This is a genomic window from Megasphaera stantonii, from assembly GCF_003367905.1.
In the GTDB taxonomy this organism is placed as follows: Bacteria; Bacillota; Negativicutes; order Veillonellales; family Megasphaeraceae; genus Megasphaera; species Megasphaera stantonii.
Genome location: NZ_CP029462.1, coordinates 473,512 through 494,559 on the forward strand (window position 1 = coordinate 473,512; position 21,048 = coordinate 494,559).

At 52.2% G+C, this 21,048-nt stretch carries 20 protein-coding genes; 1 reads left to right on the top strand and 19 read right to left on the bottom strand.

Translation table 11 applies throughout. The features are described from left to right. Positions 1-58: 58 nt before the first annotated feature. Genes DKB62_RS02335 through alaS form a run of 4 tightly spaced genes read right to left on the bottom strand, consistent with a single transcriptional unit; the run spans position 59 to position 3,656 of the window. A complete protein-coding gene (locus DKB62_RS02335) occupies positions 59-328 on the bottom strand; it encodes a DUF1292 domain-containing protein (RefSeq protein WP_087477161.1) in 270 nt (89 codons plus the stop codon). Position 329: 1 nt separating this feature from the next. Continuing rightward, positions 330-746 (bottom strand): Holliday junction resolvase RuvX, encoded by a 417-nt coding sequence (ruvX, locus tag DKB62_RS02340; protein WP_087477162.1) that lies wholly within the window; start codon positions 744-746, stop codon positions 330-332. Positions 747-753: 7 nt separating this feature from the next. Beyond that, positions 754-1,014, bottom strand: coding sequence for an IreB family regulatory phosphoprotein (locus DKB62_RS02345; protein ID WP_087477163.1), 261 nt, complete (start codon positions 1,012-1,014; stop codon positions 754-756). Positions 1,015-1,055: 41 nt separating this feature from the next. Beyond that, positions 1,056-3,656, bottom strand: a complete 2,601-nt coding sequence (gene alaS / locus DKB62_RS02350; protein WP_198643481.1) for an alanine--tRNA ligase — start codon at positions 3,654-3,656, stop codon at positions 1,056-1,058. 35 nt (positions 3,657-3,691) lie between these two features. Between alaS and DKB62_RS12515 the strand changes: the two genes are divergently transcribed. Further along, positions 3,692-3,856: a hypothetical protein gene (locus DKB62_RS12515; protein WP_162860282.1), complete on the top strand. Its 165-nt coding sequence runs from the start codon at positions 3,692-3,694 to the stop codon at positions 3,854-3,856. On the opposite strand, the gene DKB62_RS02355 is transcribed toward DKB62_RS12515, so the two are convergent. The 15 genes from DKB62_RS02355 to DKB62_RS02425 form a co-directional block, all read right to left on the bottom strand. Next, the gene (locus DKB62_RS02355) at positions 3,849-4,637 is read right to left on the bottom strand and encodes a C40 family peptidase (protein ID WP_095629353.1); all 789 of its coding nucleotides are present in this window, start codon (positions 4,635-4,637) and stop codon (positions 3,849-3,851) included. The genes DKB62_RS12515 and DKB62_RS02355 overlap by 8 nt on opposite strands. Positions 4,638-4,698: 61 nt before the next feature. After that, a complete protein-coding gene (locus DKB62_RS02360) occupies positions 4,699-5,673 on the bottom strand; it encodes a glycosyltransferase family 2 protein (protein ID WP_162860321.1) in 975 nt (324 codons plus the stop codon). A gap of 282 nt (positions 5,674-5,955) precedes the next feature. After that, on the bottom strand, positions 5,956-6,597 hold the full coding sequence (yihA, locus tag DKB62_RS02365; RefSeq protein ID WP_107195856.1) for a ribosome biogenesis GTP-binding protein YihA/YsxC: 642 nt from the start codon (positions 6,595-6,597) through the stop codon (positions 5,956-5,958). Further along, a complete protein-coding gene (gene lon, locus DKB62_RS02370) occupies positions 6,597-8,909 on the bottom strand; it encodes an endopeptidase La (RefSeq protein ID WP_107195855.1) in 2,313 nt (770 codons plus the stop codon). Before lon ends, yihA begins: the two co-directional genes overlap by 1 nt. Positions 8,910-9,060: 151 nt before the next feature. Next, positions 9,061-9,555 (bottom strand): lincosamide nucleotidyltransferase Lnu(C), encoded by a 495-nt coding sequence (gene lnu(C), locus DKB62_RS02375; protein ID WP_019543803.1) that lies wholly within the window; start codon positions 9,553-9,555, stop codon positions 9,061-9,063. Positions 9,556-9,578: 23 nt separating this feature from the next. Beyond that, entirely contained in the window at positions 9,579-10,616 is a 1,038-nt protein-coding gene (locus DKB62_RS02380) for an IS1595-like element ISSag10 family transposase (protein ID WP_002837184.1), read from the bottom strand. A 100-nt stretch (positions 10,617-10,716) separates the two neighbouring features. Then, positions 10,717-11,949 carry an ATP-dependent Clp protease ATP-binding subunit ClpX gene (gene clpX / locus DKB62_RS02385; protein WP_087477168.1) on the bottom strand — a complete coding sequence of 411 codons (1,233 nt, stop codon included), beginning with the start codon at positions 11,947-11,949 and terminating at the stop codon, positions 10,717-10,719. Between the two features lie 24 nt (positions 11,950-11,973). Further along, positions 11,974-12,567, bottom strand: a complete 594-nt coding sequence (gene clpP / locus DKB62_RS02390) for an ATP-dependent Clp endopeptidase proteolytic subunit ClpP (protein WP_369831699.1) — start codon at positions 12,565-12,567, stop codon at positions 11,974-11,976. 23 nt (positions 12,568-12,590) lie between these two features. Then, positions 12,591-13,949 carry a trigger factor gene (gene tig, locus DKB62_RS02395; protein ID WP_107195668.1) on the bottom strand — a complete coding sequence of 453 codons (1,359 nt, stop codon included), beginning with the start codon at positions 13,947-13,949 and terminating at the stop codon, positions 12,591-12,593. A 188-nt stretch (positions 13,950-14,137) separates the two neighbouring features. Then, a complete protein-coding gene (gene pheT / locus DKB62_RS02400) occupies positions 14,138-16,564 on the bottom strand; it encodes a phenylalanine--tRNA ligase subunit beta (RefSeq protein WP_107195669.1) in 2,427 nt (808 codons plus the stop codon). 14 nt (positions 16,565-16,578) lie between these two features. Further along, the gene (gene pheS / locus DKB62_RS02405) at positions 16,579-17,604 is read right to left on the bottom strand and encodes a phenylalanine--tRNA ligase subunit alpha (protein WP_087477186.1); all 1,026 of its coding nucleotides are present in this window, start codon (positions 17,602-17,604) and stop codon (positions 16,579-16,581) included. A gap of 286 nt (positions 17,605-17,890) precedes the next feature. After that, the gene (locus tag DKB62_RS02410) at positions 17,891-19,030 is read right to left on the bottom strand and encodes an acyl-CoA dehydrogenase family protein (RefSeq protein WP_087477172.1); all 1,140 of its coding nucleotides are present in this window, start codon (positions 19,028-19,030) and stop codon (positions 17,891-17,893) included. Between the two features lie 34 nt (positions 19,031-19,064). Next, positions 19,065-19,514, bottom strand: coding sequence for a PaaI family thioesterase (locus tag DKB62_RS02415; RefSeq protein ID WP_162860283.1), 450 nt, complete (start codon positions 19,512-19,514; stop codon positions 19,065-19,067). Next, positions 19,504-19,941, bottom strand: coding sequence for a PaaI family thioesterase (locus DKB62_RS02420; protein ID WP_095629360.1), 438 nt, complete (start codon positions 19,939-19,941; stop codon positions 19,504-19,506). Before DKB62_RS02420 ends, DKB62_RS02415 begins: the two co-directional genes overlap by 11 nt. Positions 19,942-20,403: 462 nt before the next feature. Next, complete coding sequence (locus tag DKB62_RS02425; protein WP_095629361.1) at positions 20,404-20,988, bottom strand: outer membrane beta-barrel protein; 585 nt, start codon at positions 20,986-20,988, stop codon at positions 20,404-20,406. Positions 20,989-21,048 lie beyond the last annotated feature (60 nt).

Genomic DNA, 21,048 nt, shown 5'->3' on the forward strand with positions numbered 1-21,048 from the left:
ACGTACAGAAAGAGGCATGCCGCGGCATGCCTCTTTCTATGCTACTATATACCTGTTCTTATTCTTCGTCTTCAGCAGCCAATTCTTCAAAAGCCTTGCTGGCCGCTTCAAATTCTTCTTCCGTCGGTTCTACGTAAACGGGTTCGCCGTCTTCTTCGTCGACGCGGGCGATGATAGCTTCCGCTTCGTCTTCGTTTTCGCAGATTTCAAGGAGCAGCGAAAAGATTTTGCCGTCGATTTCGACTGCGTCTACTTCCTGAAAATCTTTTTCTTCACCATCGGGACTGGTAATCGTAATGACCATTACTTCTTCCATTTCTTCTGTCATGTTATCCTCCTTGAGCGTCTAAATAATTTTGTAATATGAGAACAGCCGCCATTTTATCGACGAACTGTTTTCTCTTTTCCCGCCGTACATTGCCTTCCATCAGCACGTGTTCGGCCATGACGGTCGTTAGGCGTTCATCCCAATAGACAAAGTCCATATCTGGCATGACCTTTTTGAGTTCATCTACAAAGTGCTCGATCTTATCAATATTTTCGCTGTAGTCGCCGTTCATATGACGGGGACGGCCTACGACGATGCGGTGTACTTCCTTTTCGGCGACCAGCTCTTTCAGCCGCTGGAAGTCCTTTTTCTTGGAAACGCGCCGTATCGTCTCGACGCCCTGCGCCGTAATGAGCAAGGCGTCGCTGCAGGCTACGCCGATGGTCTTAGAGCCGACGTCTAATCCTAAAATCCGCATGTTCCTCCTATAAGCCGCGATGCTTTACGTACGAACGGACCAGTTCTTCAATGAGTTCGTCCCGTTCGATGCGCCGGATGTTGCTGCGGGCGTTGTTGTGGCTCGTAATATACGTCGGGTCGCCGGACAGCAAATATCCTACGATTTGGTTTACGGGGTTATATCCTTTTTCTTCCAATGCGTGATACACATCTTCTAAAATCATAGAAGCGACAGTCTGTTCTTCGTTTCTATTCCTGACGATCATCGTTTCGTCGCTGATTGCCATAGAATCACATCCTTTACGACATTGCGTATGTAAATACTTTTTTATCCAATCAATTCACTGACGGCAGCTTTACCGGCCTTCAGGGCTTCGGCCAATTTTTCCGGAGCCTTGCCGCCGGCCTGAGCCATATCGGGACGGCCGCCGCCGTTGCCGCCGGCTGCCTGAGCCGCCGCCTTGATGATCTTGCCGGCATGGAGGCCCTTCTTCGTATCGGCTTTAGCGACCTTGCACACGAAGTTGACCTTGCCGTCATGAACGGCTCCGAGAAGGACGACGCCGCTGCCGACTTTGTCCATGATCGTATCGGCCAGCTCGCGCAGGCTGTCCATAGAATCGGCCTGGGCTTCCGCCGCTACGACGGATACGCCGTTGACGTCTTCCTTAGCGGCCAGCATATCGTCCATATCGGACATAGCCGCTTCCTTCTTGAGCTGCTGCAGTTCTTTTTCCGCCGCTTTCAGCTGCGCCAAAACCTGGCTCAGTTTATCGGGAATTGCGTCGGCCTTGGCTTTCAGCATGTCGGCGACGAGACGCAGTTCCGCCGCGTCGTGCTGCGCTTTCTGCAGAGCCGCTGCGCCGGTAACGGCTTCGATGCGCCGTACGCCCGTGCCCGTGCCGGATTCCGATAAGATGCGGAAGGTACCGATGACGGCCGTCGACGGCACGTGGGAGCCGCCGCACAGTTCGCAGCTGAAATCGTCGACCGATACGACGCGGACGACGTCGCCGTATTTTTCGCCGAAGAGAGCCATAGCGCCCTTTTCCTTGGCCTTGGCAATAGGCATTTCTTCTATATCGACGCGTACGTTTGCCAAAATTTCTTCGTTGACCAGGTCTTCGACTTCGGCCAGTTCGTCTGCCGTAACAGGCGAGAAATGGGTAAAATCGAAGCGCAGGCGGTCCGGCGTAACGAGAGAGCCGGCCTGGTTGACATGGTTGCCCAGTACCTTGCGCAGAGCGGCCTGCAGAAGATGCGTTGCCGTGTGGTTGCGGGCCATGGCCAGGTTGCGGTCCTTATCTACCTTGACGTCGACCATATCGCCGATGCACAGGGCCCCTTCCTGAACAGTCGCCACGAGGTATACCAGGCCGTTCGGCAAGGCTCTGGCATCCGTTACGACGGCCTTGCCTTCTTTTCCTTCCAGCATGCCCGTATCGCCGAGCTGGCCGCCTCCTTCGGGATGGAAGGGATTGTTGTCGATGATGACCGTCACTTCTTCGCCGTCGCAGGCTCTCGCCACTTCTACGCCTTCCTTGCCCAGCATGACGACAGTCGCTTCAATGGCCGTCGGGTCGTTGACCAGCTTGCTCTGATCCAGTCTCGTCGTATCGGGCGTAGCCACTTTCGCCGACACGTCTTCGCGGGCGGCGCGGGCCCGTTCCTGCTGTTCCTTCATGGCGGCGTCGAAGCCGGCATGGTCGATGGTAATGCCGTTTTCACTGGCAATTTCTTCAGTCAGCTCGACAGGGAATCCGTACGTGTCGTACAGCTTGAATACGTCCTTGCCGTCCAGTTCCTTCGCCGGGCCGGCAGCGGCCATGAGCTGGTCGAGGAGTTCCGTCCCCTGGGCCAGCGTAGCGCTGAACTGCGTTTCTTCCGTATCGATAACTTTTTTGATTAATTCTTCATGTTCTTTCAGTTCGGGGTATTCTTCGCCGAGGATGCCGATCACCGTGTCGACGAGGCCGCTGAGGAACAATTCTTTAATTCCCAGCAGGCGGCCGAAGCGGACGGCGCGGCGCAGGATACGGCGCAGGACGTAGCCGCGGCCTTCGTTGGACGGCAGGATACCGTCGCTGATCATGACCGTAATCGCCCGGATGTGGTCGGCAATGACCTTCATGGCCACTTTCTGATGGGGATCGTTGTAATCGCCATGGCAGAGGGCGATGACGTCTTCGATAATCGGGAAAATCAAATCCGTTTCAAAGTTCGATTCCTTCTGCTGGATAACCGAAGCCAACCGTTCCAGGCCGGCGCCTGTATCGATGTTTTTCTTAGCCAGAGGCACGTATTCGCCGTCTTTAGTGCGGTCAAACTGGGTAAATACGAGGTTCCAGATTTCCAAGTAGCGGTCGCAGTCGCAGCCTACGGTGCAGGTCGGCTGACCGCAGCCCCGTTCCGGTCCCAGGTCGTAGAAAATTTCGCTGTCCGGGCCGCAGGGGCCTTCGCCGATTTCCCAGAAATTGTCTTCAAATTTAAAGATGCGTTCGTCCGACAGGCCAATCATGTTGTGCCAGTAATCATAAGCTTCGTCGTCGTTCGGATAAATCGTAACGTACAGCTTGTCCTTGTCCAGCTCGAGGACTTCCGTCAGGAATTCCCACGCCCAGGCGATGGCTTCTTTTTTGAAGTAGTTGCCGAAGGAGAAGTTCCCCAGCATTTCAAAAAACGTATGGTGACGGGCCGTGCGGCCGACGTTGTCGATATCGCCGGTGCGGATGCACTTCTGGCTCGTCGTAACCCGGTAGGACGGCGGTACGAGCTTGCCCGTAAAATACGGCTTCAGCGGAGCCATGCCGGCGCCAATGAGCAGCAGGCTCGGGTCGTCCTGGGGAATCAGGGGAAAACTATGCAGAATCAAATGCTCCTTGCTTTTGAAAAATTCCAAATAGGCTTTGCGGATTTCATTACCCGTCATGTATTTCATCAACAACACTCTCCTGTATTCTTCATATGGAAAAATTATACGCTTATTTGCCCTCGTTGGGCAACCTTTTCCCTTATATTTTTCACTTATTTTTACAAATTTTTCATTATAAGGAATGGCTAGCAGAAGCCGCTCCTGGGACGCCGCCGGAGGAAGGGCCTCTTGCTAGCCATCGTATTCTATTTATCTGACCCGTTTGGCGCCGATATAGCGTTCGGACCAGTAGCCGCTTTTCAGGCTGTCTACGCGGATACCGCCGCTGCTCGTCGCGCTGATGAAGTTGCCGTCGCCGACGTAAATACCCGTGTGGGACACGCCCGGCTCATATGTCGTAAAGAAAACCAAATCGCCCGGTATGAGCTCGTTTTTCCGCACGCGGAACCCCATGCGGTACTGCTCGTCAGCCATGCGCGGCAATTCAATGCCGTTGTGGGAAAAGACGTATTTCGTAAAGCCGGAGCAATCGAAGCCCTTAGGCGTATTGCCGCCGAACACATAGGGCACGCCGATGTACTGGTACGCCGAATCAACGAGCTGATGGCCGATGTGGTCGGAGCCCTTGAGGCTTTTCAGCTTCGTATACTTCAGCTTGGACGTCTTGTCGGCCTTTTTAGCCTTGGCCTTTTTGACAGGCTTCTTCTTGCTCTTTGCCGGCTTCTGTACGGCTTTGGAGCCGCTGTCCTTCGGCATGAGAGTCCGTTTGCCCGTCAGAAGATAGTACGTCCAGCCGCCGACCTTGCCGCTGACCTGTATTTTCTGATCCTTCTGGAATTTAGATACGGCTTTGGCCATATCCTTGGAAAATACGCCGTCGGCTTCGACGTCGTAGCCCCGCTTGATCAGCTGCTTCTGAAGAAGCAGCACGTCGCCGCCCTTATCGCCTACGGCGTAATAATCGGCGGCTCCAACAGGAAGAGCCATGGCAGCCAGCACGGCGGCCAATATCCATATCCGTTTTATTTCGTTTCGCATACAAGCTCCTTTCCGTCTCCGAAACGGCCCGGCCGTTCCGTACCCCGTGAGGATTCGACTACTATCGGTTGCGTTCCTCTGGTTCGCCGCGTCCGCCCAGCTCGGCCCGCAGCCAATAGAGGGGACGCTGCTTTACTTCTTCAAAAATACGGCCTATATATTCGCCTACGATGCCGATAAACATGAGCTGAAGGGCCCCTAAGATGCAGATGACGACGATGACTGTCGTCCATCCCGGCGCAGCCGAGCCGACGGCGCTGGAATACAGGGCGTGCAGTATGATAAGGACGCTCAAAAAGGCGCTGACCAAGCCGGCGTAAAAGGATATGCGCAGCGGTATCTTCGAATAGGCCATGATGCCGTCTAAGGCAAAGTGCAGCATTTTCCGCACGGAAAATTTCGATTTGCCGGCAAACCGCGGCGGCGCTACAAAGTCGACGGTCTTCTGCTTGTAGCCGATGTCGTCAATCATTCCCCGGATAAACCGGTCGTGCTCCCGAAACAGCTTAAACGTCGCCAGCACGCGCTTGTCGATGAGGCGGAAATCAGAGCCGCCCGGCGCGATGTGCACCGGTGACAGGGCGTTCAGCAGGCGGTAATACCACTTGGACGTCTGCCGCTTGAGAAAGCCTACGCCCTTTGTGTCCTTGCGTATCGTCTGCACGACGTCGTAGCCTTCCCGCCAATACTGAACCAGCTGAGGAATCATTTCCGGCGGATGCTGCAGGTCGCCGTCCATCGTGACGATGGCGTCGCCCCTGGCGTGATCCATGCCGCAGGTAATGGCCAGCTGATGACCAAAATTACGGGCCAGCAAAAGCGCACGCACGTGCTCGTCCTGCTGCGTCAGCCGGCTGAGCAGCAGCGGCGTCGCATCCCTGGATCCGTCGTCGACAAATATAATTTCATATTCCATGTCCAGATTCTGAACTGCCTTTGTCGCTTCTGTATAAAACTTCTCAATGTTTAATTGTTCATTGTATACAGGAACGACAATGGACAGGAGCTTCCGGGCTTTCCCCTCAAAAAGTCTCATCATTAACTATACCATCCCTACCAACGTACTGCCAAAACTTACAAAGTATAGAACCGGTAATCTGCCGTTTACGAATTACCGGTTGCGATATGCTGCATACGTTTTTTAATTTTTCATCTGATGAACAGCTGCTTTATCTAATTTATTATAGCAAAAACGCCCCCGTTTTTCCAGTAAATTACTGTAAAACTCGATATAACAGGCGGCTTTGCTGCCGCTTCGGCCTTATAAAAAACATCCGGCGCCGCAATAGGACGCCGGATGTACGCAATGCCTGCGGCATCACGGAAGGCTGCTCGCTTCGTCCAGGCTCATGAGGATGCGTTCTAACAACGCTGCGCTGCCTTCCTTCTTCAAGGAAGAGTGGACAACGGCGTCATGGCCCGTCGGAAAGATCTGTTTGAGCATTATCATATTTTTTCTTTTTTCACTGGCCTTCAGCTTATCGGCCTTCGTCCCGACAATTTGCAGGGGAACGCCATGTTCCGACAGCCATTGATAGGCCTGCCGGTCGATATCCAGTCCGGGATGGCGCAGGTCGACGAGCAGGCACAGCATGACCAGGTGAGGCGACTGGGTGACGTATTCGCCGATAAAGTCGCTCCACATCTGCCGCTTTTGGCCGCCAGTCCGGGCAAAGCCGTATCCCGGCAAGTCGACGAGGAAAAAGGGCGTGCGGCGAATCGCTTCGCCGTCTTTTTCCCGCAGCTCGACGCTGAAGTAGTTGATGGTCTGCGTTTTTCCCGGTTCGCCGCTGACCCGGGCCAGGCCGCGGTAGTTGCACAGAGAGTTGATGAGGCTCGACTTCCCTACGTTGGAACGGCCTAAAAAGGCGATTTCCGGCAAACCGCTGTCGGGATACTGATCCTTGCGGACAGCCGACGCCGTATATTTCGGATTGATTATTTGCAAGCTCTTTGCCATTATGAGTTCACCAATGCCTGTTCTAATACTTCATCCATATGATGTACAAATACAAAGGTCACGTCGTCCTTTACCGACTGAGGCACGTCGTCCATATCGCGCTTATTCTCTTCCGGCAGCAAAATCTTTTTGATGCCGGCCCGATGAGCCGCAATGACCTTCTCCTTGATTCCCCCGACGGGAAGAACCGTGCCCCGCAAGGTGATTTCGCCGGTCATGGCCACGTCGTGCCGTACGGCTTTACCTGTCAGGGCCGAGGCCAGGGCTGTAGCCATCGTAATGCCCGCCGACGGCCCGTCCTTTGGAATCGCTCCTTCAGGCAGATGGATGTGCAAATCCAAATGAGAATAGAAATCTTCCGGCAGCCCCAGCTCGCCGGCGCGGCGGCGGATGTAGGTCATACCGGCTTCAGCCGATTCCTTCATGACGTCGCCAAGCTGTCCCGTCAGCAGCAGGCTGCCCTTGCCCTTGACGGCGACGGCTTCCGTTTCCAGTACTTCGCCGCCGACCTGCGTCCAGGCCAGCCCTGTGACGATGCCGACTTCGTCGGCCTTGTTGACCTTCGTCGGCAAATATTTAACCGGGCCGAGAATCGTCTGGAGATTTTTCATCGAAACCGTCAGCGGCGCTTCTTCCAGCAAAATCGACTTGCCTACCTTGCGGCATACGGCGCCGATGGTCTTTTCCAGAGTGCGGACGCCCGATTCGCGCGTATACCCCTGGATAATCGTCTTCAAGACGGCCTCGGAGAAGCGGGCCTGGCTGGCCTTGAGGCCGTTTTCCTTGAGCTGCTTCGGCACGAGGTACTGTTTGGCGATCTGTACCTTTTCTTCTTCCGTATAGCTCGTAAATTCGATAATTTCCATGCGGTCCAGGAGCGGCCGGGGAATATCGCTGACGACGTTGGCCGTCGTAATCCAGAAGACCTTGGACAAATCGAAGGGAATATCGAGGTAATGGTCGGCGAAGGAATTGTTCTGTTCCGGGTCCAATACTTCGAGAAGGGCCGACGACGGGTCGCCGCGCATATCCGACGTCATCTTGTCGATTTCGTCAAGGAGGAATACGGGGTTCTTGACGCCGGCTTGCTTGAGGCCTGAGATGATGCGGCCGGGCATCGCGCCGATATAGGTGCGGCGGTGGCCTCTGATTTCCGCTTCATCCCGCACGCCGCCTAAGGAAATGCGGACGTACTTGCGGTTCATAGCCCGTGCAATCGAACGGGCTATGCTCGTTTTGCCGGTACCCGGAGGGCCGACAAAACAGAGAATGGGCCCTTTCAGGCTGTGCGTCAGCTGACGGACGGCCAAATACTCAATAATGCGGTCCTTGACCTGTTTCAGGCCGTAGTGGTCTTCATCCAGGACGCTCTGAGCCTCTTTCAAATCGAGGCGGTCCTTCGTTTCCTTTTTCCAGGGCAGTTCCAGAGCCAAGTCCAGATAGGTGCGGATAATCGCTGATTCCGCCATCATAGGCGGCATAGAATCGAGGCGGTCCACTTCTTTGAGCAGAGGCTCTTCGATCTTTTTCGGCAGCTTCATCTTATGAATCTTTTCCCGCAGCTCCTGCGTTTCCGTATCCTTATCGACCTTGTCGCCTAATTCGCGGTGAATGGCCTTGATCTTTTCCCGCAGGTAGTATTCCTTCTGCTGCTGGTCCATCTTGCTCCGCACTTCCATGTTGAGAGACGATTCCAGATTAGCAATTTCTACTTCCGTGTCGAGGAGGATCATGACGCGGCGCAGACGGGCCTTGACTTCGGCCATTTCCAAGATCTGCTGGCGCACGACGAGGCGCAGCGGCAGCTGAGACACGATAAAATCGGCCACGGCGCCGGGTTCTTCAATAGCCTTGGCCTTTTCTCGGATTTCTTCACCGTTGCGGACGTTTTCCAGCCAGTCGGAAAACTGCTTCAATACGACGCGGCGCAGCGCTTCTTCTTCTATAGAATCGTCTTCAATTTCGTCGACCTTGACAGCGGCTACTTCCAGATAATTCTTCTTTTCAGAAAAGCCCTGGAGCTGCACGCGGTCAATCCCGTCGACAAGGATGCGCACCAGCCCGCCAGGAAGGCGGAGAAGTTGCTGAATCCTGACCAGGGTACCGCACTGGTACACGTCGTCAAAGCCCGGGTCGTCTACTTCTTCATCTACTTGAGCCGAAACGACGAGCAGCCGGTCATGTTCCATGGCGTAATCGACGGCGGCCAGGGATTTTTCCCGGCCAATGTCGATGTGGCTGAGCAGTTTCGGATATACGACAATGCCCCGCAAAGGAACGAAGGGCATCGCTAAAATCGAATTTTCATCCATGATGTATCACCTTCTTTAGTCTAAAAATAAAACTCATTTCCGACTGAGAGAAATGAGTTTTATTTCCATAGGCTATGTCACAACAAACAGTTGATAAATAGCCATTTTTATAGGGGAGTATCAGAACTCCCCTACAAACTGTTATTTGCAGTTATCTATACTCATTTGGAATTTCGATATGAAGTGTCTCACACAATAACTTCACATCATGTGCATCATTTTCATCAAACTCGTATCCCAGATGGAACATTACTTGACTATATGGTTCAATACAGGAAACCTCTATTTCCTCAATTCTTCCTTTACCCGAAAAAGTTTCTACCGGAAAACAATCCCCATCATAAAGAATTTCACCTTCGTCCGTATATTCAAAACAATGCAAATCAATAATTCTGTTTTTCAAATCTTCCCATACAGTATGGTTCAATGTTGTATATTCCATCTTAATCTCATAAAAGCCATTAGCTTTCATTATTTCTATAAAGTTCTGATAATCGTTCTTTTCTACAAAAATGTCAATATCATTATGGGCTCTTGACTGATATCCAAGAAGAGCATCTACACCCCAGCCACCATCAAGAAAGACTTTAATCTCCGCATCTATTGCAAATTGAAGAATCTGTTTTACATCTGTTATATTGACCATCTTATCATCTCCACAAATTCTAATTAGGCGACCAGAGGAACTGCTGGTCTGTTTGATAAATCTCTGCATTTAGCAGTTTTCAATGTTGCCAAAACGAAAGTTAAGAAGATGTTCCTTTTCTCCATGTCGCTTTCTTTGGCGTAATTTACAAGGTTATTCCACACAAGATAGTTGTTCAGATACTTGGTAGAAACACCGTTAAAGCCACGCATAAACCTCTTTAGCTGGCTATGGTAGCTATTGATATGTTGGATATTATAAATGCCTTTCTTGGCTTTGCCAGTCTTTAACTGCACAAGGTCAATGCCATTGGCATTTGTAAATCTCACATAGGAGTTCATCTTGTCCGTAACAAGAGTGGAATTGGTCTTAATCCTACCATCATAAATATGATGTAAATCTCTTGTAGAAACTCTACCAGTATTCGTAATCTTGGAGATAGACAAGCCATTCCTATTAACCGCACAAGGAACACATACCTTTTCTTGGGACAAGCCTCTGATATGTGTAGAATGACCACGCTTATGAGCCTTGCGTGGCATAGCAAATGTCTTACTCTTGCTATGATTGCCCTTGTACGAGATGGCGAAAAAAGTTTCGTCAGCCTCAATAATGCCGTCAAGGGTAACATCGTCTGCCATATTCTGAAGTGCATCCAAAATCTTGTGTCTCCAAAGGAATGCGGTGTTTCTGTGAATCCCACAAGCAACAGCAGTCTTACGAATGGATAAGCCATTCATCATACAATCAATGTACTGCTCCCACACGGACAAGTCTTTTCTTGTACCAGACACAATGGAGTTCGTAGCAATCACGAAGGACTTGCCACAATCCTTACATACATATCGCTGTGTGCCATCTTTACGATGACCATTGCGAACCACATGGATACAGCCACAAAGAGGGCATACACGACCATTTGCAAAGCGTTCCTTTGCTACGAAATCTTCAATATTCAAAGACTTTACAAAGGCAGGACTTAAAAGCATTGTTTTAAGGCTTTCCTGCTCTGCGACAGTCAACTTACCGATAATATCTAATGCGTCTTTGATAGTAGGCATATCCAATTACCTCCTTCGGTGGTACTGTTTCTTACTATTATTATACGCTATTTCTCGTCAAAATCAACCATTTGTTGTGACAGAGCCTTTCCATATTATATCATTTTACCTGTTTTAATACAAGGTCAGGCTCTGTCCCTTTTGTGACGCAATCTTCCGTTACGACGCATTTTTCCACGTCGTGACGGCTCGGCACATCGAACATGACGTCCAGCATGATCCGCTCGATGATGGAACGAAGGCCGCGGGCGCCGGTGTTGCGGCGCAGGGCTTCCTTGGCAATAGCCTGCAGGGCTTCGGGAGTAAATTCCAGCTCCACGTCGTCCATATCCAGCATCTTCTGATACTGCTTCACCAAGGCGTTCTTCGGTTCCGTCAAAATGTGAACCATTGCCTCTTCGTCGAGAGGATTCAGCGTGACCAGTACGGGAAGACGGCCGATCAATTCGGGAATGAGGCCGAACTTCTGCAAGTCCGTCGGAATGATTTCCTTCAGGAGCGATTCCATGGAATGCTCTTCCTTCGAATGGATATCGGCGCCAAAGCCCATATTTTTATCCGTCGTCCGGTTCAAAATGGTCTTGTCGATGCCGTCGAAAGCGCCGCCGCAGATGAACAGGATATTGGTCGTGTCAATCTGCAGCATTTCCTGATGGGGATGCTTGCGCCCGCCCTGAGGCGGCACGCCGGCCACAGTCCCTTCGAGGATTTTCAGCAGCGCCTGCTGCACGCCTTCGCCCGATACGTCGCGCGTAATGGACGGGTTTTCCGATTTGCGGGCAATCTTGTCGATTTCGTCGATGTAGATAATGCCCCGTTCGGCCTTGGCGATGTCGTAGTCCGCCGCCTGAATCAGCTTGAGCAGGCAGTTTTCTACGTCTTCGCCGACGTACCCCGCTTCGGTCAGGCTCGTCGCGTCGGCAATGGCAAAGGGCACGTCCAGCAGCCGGGCCAGGGTCTGGGCCAGCAGTGTCTTACCGCAGCCCGTCGGCCCTACCATGATGATATTGGATTTTTGTAATTCTACGTCTTCTACTACACTGTTTGTCTGCAGTCGTTTGTAATGATTATATACGGCGACAGCCAACGTCTTTTTAGCCGCTTCCTGACCGATGACGTATTCATCCAGCGTCTCCTTGATTTGGCGCGGCGTCGGCAGATCTTTCAGTTGGAAGTCAGAAGATACTTCTTGCTTTTCTTCTTCCAAGATGTGCTGGGCAACGGCAATGCATTCGTCGCAGATATACACGCCGGGACCGGCGATCAGCTTCTGCACCTCGTTTTGCGAGCGGCCGCAGAAACTGCATCTCGGTTCGTTATTTCTATCGTTCACAGCGTCTTCCTCCTGTATGGCCCGTTATTTCGCTTCTTCGTGAGGGCGGACGAGAATTTCGTCGACAAGGCCGTAGGCTTTGGCGTCTTCGGCTGTCATGAAGTTATCCCGATCCGTATCCTTCTGAATGACGTCTATGGGCTGTCCCGTGTGCTTGGACAACAGGCCGTTCAATTCCTTGCGCATGCGCAGAATTTCGCGGGCGTGGATTTCGATTTCTGTAGCCTGTCCCTGAACGCCGCCTAAGGGCTGATGAATCATGACCTGCGAATGGGGCAGGGCAAACCGCTTGCCCTTCGCGCCGGCAGCCAGCAGGACCGACGCCATGCTCGCCGCCGAGCCGACGCAGATAGTCGACACGTCAGGCTTAATATACTGCATCGTATCATAAATAGCCATGCCGGCCGTGACTACGCCGCCGGGGCTGTTGATGTACAGGTGGATATCCTTATCCGGGTTATCGGCTTCCAGGAATAACAGCTGGGCGATAATGATGTTAGCCGTCGTATCGTCAATGGGACCGCCTAAAAATACAATGCGGTCTTTGAGCAAACGGGAATAAATATCGTAGCTCCGTTCGCCCTGCGCCGTCTGTTCGACGACAATGGGGACATACATACTCATAAAAACACCTCCGGAAATTACGCTTCCGGTTTGTCTTCAGCCGTTACCTGTTCTACGGCAGGTTCTTCAGCTTTTGCTTCTTCGTTTGTATCGACAGCATTCTTCAAGATGAAGCTTGCGGCCTTTTTGCGGCCGACAGACTGGACAAGCATCGGAACGCGATGTTCTTTCATAATAATTTTGTAAACTTCTTTCGGATCGGCGCCGAAGTTCTGAGCCATCGTGATGATTTCGGCCTGGAGATCGATATCCTTTACTTCGATGTTTTCAGCTTTGGCGATAGCTTCCAATACGAGGTCCATCTTGACGTTTTCTTTGGCCGGTTCGGCATACTGTTCTTTCAGTTTGTCCATATCCTGGCCCATGTATTTGAGGTAATCGTCAAGGTTCATGCGCTGCGTTTCCAATTTCATGGACAGTTCTTCGATCATCTGGTCGATCTTGTCGTCGATCATGACCTGGGGAATGTCTACTTCTGCAGCGTTGACGGCAGTCTTTAATACTTCGGAATTGAATTTTTCCAAAGCCTGGAAGGAAGCTCTCGATTCGAGGCGTTTGCGGATGTCGGCCTTCAATTCGTCGACCGTATCGAATTTGCCCGCTTCCTTTGCAAATTCGTCGTTAATAGCCGGCAGCTCGCTGCGTTTTACGTCGTTGACCTTAACGGCGAAAACGGCTTCCTTGCCAGCCAGGGATTTTTCAAAGTAATCTTCGGGGAACGTGACGGTTACGTCTTTTTCGTCGCCTGCCTTGCAGCCGATGAGCTGGTCTTCAAAGCCGGGGATGAAGCTGCCCGAGCCGATCTGCAGCGGATAGGCCTTGCCTTCGCCGCCTTCAAAAGCTACGCCGTCGACGGTGCCCTTGAAATCGATAACGGCAAAGTCGTCTTTTGCGATTTCCGTTCCTTCCGGAGCTACGACGAGCTTGGAGTGCTGCTTCTGCAGGTTAGCCAATTCTTTCGCTACGTCTTCGTCGCTTACGGCAACGACGTCTTTAGCGACTTTGATGCCCTTGTATTCGCCGAGCTTGACTTCCGGCTTTTTCGTAATCGTAGCTTCGAATACGACGTCCTTGCCCTTTTCATCGCAGATGACGTTGATTTCAGGGTCCGTTACGGGAACGATGTCTTTTTCTTTCAATGCGTCGCTGTACGCTTTATTGGCAATGGCTTCGAAGATTTCCTGTTTCACAGCGTCTTTGCCCAAGAAGCTTTCCAGCACCATGCGCGGTGCTTTGCCTCTGCGGAAACCGGGGATATTTACGCGGTTTGCCAAGTTTTTGCAAGCTGCTGCAGCCGCTTTCGAAGCGTCTTTTGCAGGCACTTCAATGTGCAGGGTTACTTTGTGCTGGTCTACTTCGTTAACTGTTACGTTCATTCTAACTATGTCCTCCTCATGGGCCCAAAAGCCCTAATTTATCTCTAAATTACCATATTACGCTCTACATCATACCACAAGTTTACTTTTTTTACAATATAAAAGTAGGAGACAGGCTGGGCGGGCCTTTGACTTTCAAAGTTCTGCCTCCCTGCCGTCTCCTACTGTCCGCTATGCCGCTGTGCGTCTTACCGCAGTTCGCAGCCGAGCGTTTCTTTCAATTCTGCAATGATCGCGTCGATAGGACCCTGAATATCGCTGTCCGTCAATGTCCCCGTTTCCGAACGGAATACGAGGGAATATGCCAGGCTCTTGAATCCCTTCGGTACCTGTTTGCCCGTGTACATATCAAAGAGGTGCACCGCTTCGAGGTACGGGCCGCCGTCCTTCTGAATGACGCCGATGATGTCGGCGTTGGACGTGCCGATCGGAGCCAGGAAGGCCAAATCGCGGCTCGACGCCGGGAACTTGGCGACCTTGTGGTAATCCGGAATCAGGTTGATGAGCGGCAGGATATCAGTCAAATTCATTTCAAAGACGTATACCGGTCCGGCTACGTCGTAGTTGTCGATGACCTTCGGATGAAGCTCGCCGAACTGGCAAAGCACCTTGCCGTCCTTGACGAATTTCGCCGCCTTGCCCGGATGGAGGGGCGCGAAATCAGATACTTCCAAGTCGGCCTGAATACCCAGGCTGGAAAGAATCGTTTCCACGATGCCCTTTATGTCGTAGAAATCGTACTGTTCCGCTTTGTTCGGCCATTCGCCGGTCTGACGCTTGCCGTACAGGAGGCCTGCAGCGTACATTTCCTGTACGGGCAGCTCCGTAATGGGCAGCGATTTCGGCTTATAGACCGGAGCGATTTCATAAATGCCGACCGATTCGTTCTTTACGGCCTGATTGCGTACGAGGACGTCCATGAGGGACGGCAGCAAGGTCGTGCGCATCCACGGGAATTCTTCCGTAATCGGGTTGAGAATCGGAACGGCTTTGTATACGTCGTCCCCTTCGGGGAAGAGCATTTTTTTCAGCGAGTCGGGATGAACGAAGCTGAAGGTAACCGTTTCGTTCAAGCCGCAGCCGTTGAGGACGGCCGAGACTTTTTCGCTTACCTGATGGTGATAGCCTTCTTCCCCTTTGCTGATGTTGGACCAGGGGCGCGTCGAAGGAATGTTTTCATAACCGAAAATACGGGCGACTTCTTCGGCGATGTCCGGCATTTCCGTGCAGTCGCGGCGATAAGACGGAACGACAGCCGTCAGCGTTTCGCCGTCTTTTTCGATAACGAACTGGAGCGTTTCCAGGATATGAATCATCTGTTCCTCCGGAATCTCCGTGCCGAGGAAGGCGTTGACCTGGGCAGCCGTAAAGGAAATGCGGACTGTCTGCTGCGGCCGAGGATACACATCGACGACGCCCTGGGCTACGTCGCAGGCGCCCATCTGCTGCAGGAGCTGGGCACAGCGGTCGAGGGATGCAATGCAGCCTTCGGCGTCGAGGCCCCGTTCAAAACGGGCCGACGCTTCAGAGCGCAGGCCGAGGGACCGGCCGGTGTGACGGATACTCGACCCTTTGAAGGAAGCGCATTCGAGGATAACCGTCTTCGTATCGGCTGTGACTTCCGAGTCATAGCCGCCCATGATGCCGGCGATGCAGCACGGCTTCGCCGGGTCGGCAATGACCAGCATGTTGCCGCTGAGCTTGCGGTCGACGCCGTCAAGGGTCTTCATATCTTCGCCTTCCTTGGCCCGCCGTGCGATGAGGTGATGGTCGACAACGTGGTCGTAGTCATATGCATGCAGGGGTATGCCCAGCTCGATCATGACGTAGTTCGTCACATCGACGACGTTGTTGATCGGACGAACGCCGGACTTGCGCAGGCGCTGCTGCATCCATAAGGGCGATTTGCCGACCTTGACGTTGACCAGCAGACGAGCGGCATAGCGGCTGCACAGTTCTTCGTCTTCGATGGAAACCTTGACCTTTCCGCTGATGGATTCTTCGCATTCGTCGACGACGATATCCGGATATTTGGCTTCCTGATTGCTCAGTACGGCAAATTCACGGCTCAGGCCGACCATGGAGAAGCAATCGGCGCGGTTCGGCGTCAATTCGTATTCGTATACGACGTCCTGCAGGGCCAGATATTCTACAGCGTCGACGCCTACGGGCGTGTCGTCCGGCAAAATCCAAATGCCGTTCCGTTCTTCCGGCAGGAGCACGCTGTCGTCAAATCCCAGTTCGTGAGCCGAGCAGAGCATGCCGTTCGATTCTACGCCGCGCAGCTTGGAGCGCTTGATCTTGACGCCGCCGGGAAGATGAGCGCCGTGGACGGCGACGGGAACGATCTGCCCTTCCCGCACGTTGGGAGCGCCCGTGACGATCTGCAGCGTTTCACTGCCTACGTCGATTTGGCAGACGACTAATTTATCGGCGTCGGGGTGCTTATCAATTTTCAAAATCTTGCCGGTGACGACCTTTTTGATTTCCGTCCCCCAGTGTTCTACCTGTTCGACAGGAATCCCCGAAATGGTGAGCGTATCGGCAAAGGCCTGAGGGTCCTGCGTCATATCTACATGTACATAATCCTGCATCCATAACAAAGAGCTTTTCATCGTTTTCGTACCTCCTAGAACTGGTTCAAGAACCGCATGTCGTTTTCATAGAACAGGCGCAAGTCGTCGATTCCGTATTTCAGCATGGCAATGCGTTCGACGCCCATGCCGAAGGCGAAGGCGCTGACCTGATTGGGGTCATAGCCGTTCATGCGGAGCACTTCAAAGTTGGTCATGCCGCAGCCGAGGATTTCCAGCCAGCCCGTGTGCGAGCAGACGCGGCAGCCCTTGCCGCCGCACATGACGCAGGAAATGTCGACTTCGGCGCTCGGTTCCGTAAAGGGGAAATAGCTGGCGCGGAAGCGGACCTTTGTCTGCGGGCCAAAGATGTCGCGCAGGAAGTCTTCCAGCATGCCCTTCAAGTCGGAGAAACGGATGCCCTTGTCGACGATCATGCCTTCCATCTGATGGAATACAGGCGAATGGGTTGCGTCGTAGTCGCAGCGGTATACCTTGCCCGGCGCGATGATTTTAAACGGTTCGTTTGGTTTATGAGCCTGCAGCGTCCGCGCTTCCAGCGGCGACGTATGAGTCCGGAGCAGGATGTTCTGCGTTACGTACATAGAATCCTGCATATCCCGGGCCGGATGGTCTTCCGGCAGGTTCAGGCTTTGGAAATTGTAATAATCCGATTCGATGTCCGGGCCTTCTACGATGGAAAAGCCCATGTTCAGGAAGGACTGTTCCATGAGACGGCGCGTCAAATGAAGGGGATGCTCGTGACCCATGACAGGCTTTCTGCCCGGCAGGGTAATATCTATTTTTTCCGACTGGATTTTCATTTCCAGGGATTTTTCCTTGAGTTCTTCCATACGAGCCTTCAAATGGTCTTCAATGATGCCCCGGGCCGTATTGACAAGCTGGCCGACCTGAGGCCGTTCTTCCTTGGAAAGATTTTTTAAATCCTTCATAATAGACGTCAGCTCGCCTTTTTTGCCCAAGTATTTGACGCGTATGTTCTGCACGTCCTGCAGAGCTTCGCTCTTGGCTATTTGTTCGTCTACTGCCGCTTTGATAGCTTCAATCTTATCGCTGATCATCGTCATTGATATATTCCTCCTCTAATACAAATAAAAAAACTTCCGCCCCATGCAGGGGCGAAAGTTTTAATTCCGCGGTACCACCCTAATTGTGTCTCTCGCATTCTGTAACGGGAATACCCGTCCTGCCTACTCTGTTCAGCAGGAAGCTCGAAAGTGAACGTCCTGAATCCTCCGGGTGAAAGCTCTCAATCGACGGCTCTCACTTCCTGTAACCGGCTGCAAATCCAGTCTCTCTTTCTCATCGCCATAATACCCTATGCGGGGCTGTAACGTATATATTGTATCAATATAACGTCTTATTTGCAATAACCAAACGCTGAATTTGGTTCGTGCCTTCGTAAATCTGCATGATCTTAGCGTCGCGCATGTATTTTTCGACAGGATATTCCTTGATATATCCGTAGCCGCCCATAACCTGTACGGCGTCGGTCGTAACGCGCATTGCCACGTCGGAAGCGTTGCATTTGGCAATGGCCGCTTCGCGGCTGAATTCCATACCCTGATCCTTCATCCAGCAGGCGCGGTGTACCAGCAGGCGGGCGCCTTCGATCTGCATGGCCATGTCGGCAATCATGCTCTGTACCATCTGGAACGAAGCGATGGGCTTGTCAAACTGCACGCGGACCTTAGCGTATTCGCAGCAGGCGCGGAAGGCAGCTTCAGCAATGCCGACGGAAACGGCGCCGACGAAGGGACGAGCCGCATCGAGGGTGTTCATGGCAATGCGGAAGCCCTGGCCTTCGCGGCCGAGACGGTCTTCCACGGGGACGAAGCAGTCCTGGAAAATGAGTTCCGTCGTATTGGAAGCGCGGATACCCATCTTATTTTCTTCCTTGCCGATCGTAAAGCCCGGCGTACCCTTGCGGACGATGAATGCCGTCAGGCCGCGGACGCCGCCAGTCTTGCGCGTATTGGCGAATACGACGAAGACTTCGGCCAAGGCGCCGTTCGTAATAAAGCATTTCGTGCCGTTCAGGATATAGCCCTTGCCGTCTTCAGTCTTGACGGCGCGGGTCGATACGGAACCGGCGTCGGAGCCCGTGCCCGGTTCGGTCAAGGCGAAGGCTGCCAAATTATCCTGGTTGATGATATCAAAATACCGTTTTTTCTGGTCGTCGTTGCCAGCGATGATAACCGGGTAGGAAGCCAACGCGTTGGCGGCGACCGTCGTAGCTACGCCGGCGCAGCCCTTGCCCAGCTCTTCATAAATACCGGCAATCGTAACGGCATCTAAGCCGGCGCCGCCGAATTCTTCCGGAATTGCTACGCCCAACAGACCCTGGGCGGCCAATTTTTCCAACAGGCCTTCGTGCAGTTTCCCCGTTTCATCCATTTCGGAAGCGTAGGGAACGATTTCCTTTTCTACTAAATCGCGGACGACTCTGATAAGTTCCTTTTGTTCGTCGTTATAAGCAAAATCCATTGTACTGACCAACCTTCCTTATTTTTTACGTTAGTTAAAGCATGCCAATGATATAAAAAGAAGACCGTCCCTTGACGACGACTGCACCCTGTTCGTTAAAACATTCGCATTCGACGACGATCGTCTTGCCGCCGTGATGAACGACCTGGCCGACGCCGTTCAGGCTTTCGCCGGAATTGACGCGGCGGATATAATTCATATTAATCTCCAGCGTCGTAACCTTGTAGCCCAGCGTACGGCTCGCCATACCCATCAGGGTATCGCAGAACGCAGCCAAAACGCCGCCCGAGGCGATGCCCCGGTAATTGCATAGATTCGGCGTAATTTCAAATTTAAGACGCACCCAACCTTCGGCGAAATCTTCGATCTTGCAGGGAAGATTTTTAAAATAGTGCTTCGGGTCCCGCATATCTGAATAAATGCGGCTAAGCCGTCTCTGCAGCTCTGCGTTCACATCTACATCTATGGGTTTATCAGCGGTCATGTCCCTCTCCACCTCCAAACGCATAGGGTCCGGTTACAAAAAACGTGCCCTTTCCATGAGCTAAATACCGGTCGTTGTTGTCATACAGGTCGCACAAGGCAACCATCGTCGTATGGCCGTTGTGAATGACCCGCGTTTCAGCGCGGATGACCGTATTGGAAAAAGCAGGACGAAGAAAATTCATGGACAAATCCAACGTGAGCACGGCTTTTCCATACACGGCGCAGGCCGTTTCCATCGCGGAAGCCGACATGGAATACAGGACGCCGCCGTACAAGGTGCCGTTGGGATTATCCCATTTCGTCCCTTTGTTTTGAAACTCTAACACCGTCAGTTGTTTATCTGCTGCAATGACGTGGAAATCCATAAACTGATCGAAAGGATTTCTCTGCAATTCGTCATCCAAGGCCTGTACATCAGCCTCCATCGACGCCATCCGCTCCTTTACTTCGTTGGATAAATATATAAATACCTTTATATTTTACTATATCGGCGCAAATACGTCAAACAAAATGGCGCAACTTCCTTGGGATGACAAAAAAAGCTGTGCGCAATGCACAGCTTTGCAACATGCCTGACCTGGTCTTTACCCCCACACTCGCCTGCTGGAAGGTTCGCTCATAGATGTGTATCCCCCACTACTACTTCTCTCGCCGTTTCGCGGCAGGTCTTACTTCTAGGCCGCACTATGATCAGAGCTGCTTTGAGCTCCTTACGTGGATCGCTTCGCCTGCGACTGGCATCGACTTTCAACCACAGCGCATGTTATTTCATATTATACGGAACGGAGCCGTTCCTTGTCAATGGATACACCAAGATGCGGCCCTGCGGCGCGTACTAAAAAGCGCCGCGTCAGTCCGACGCAGCGCTTTTGTTGATGAAATGAAATTTAGAATTTGTAGCCCATACCGACCTGCCAGCCTTCTACGTCATCATCGTAGTTATCCACGTCTACGCTGGCGCTGCGGTATTTTACATGAGCGTCCCAGCTCGACGTAATATCGTAGCCGACGCCGATTTCATAAGAATTAACGTCATCGCCGACGCCGACAGAAGCAAAGCCCTGCAGGCGGTCTGTAAGAGGCAGCTGGCCGCGGAGACCGAACTGATAACCATACGAATTCTTACCCGAATGCCACGTATCCGTGTCGACATAGGAGCCGCCGCCATAAATGGATAAATATGGCGCCAGGCGATAGTTGCCAACTACATAATGTTCGTTGATCTTATTTCCGTTATCGCCTTTCGTATAGTTATTAATATATTGAATATCCCATTTATCATTAAGGACATAGGTCAAATCGCCGCCGACAAAACGGCTTTCCGCACTGCGGTCGCCTTCTTCCTGATCAAACCCGAAGTTGACATTTGCTTTAAAATCACCAGCCTGAGGATTTCGTATAGGTGCAGCAAAAGAAACGGCACTAACCGAAACGAGGGCCGCTAATACGCTGGCCAACACTATCTTTTTCACGGGAAACACCTCCATCGTGTAATCATGCACTACTTATTTCATCATATGTCATATTACTTA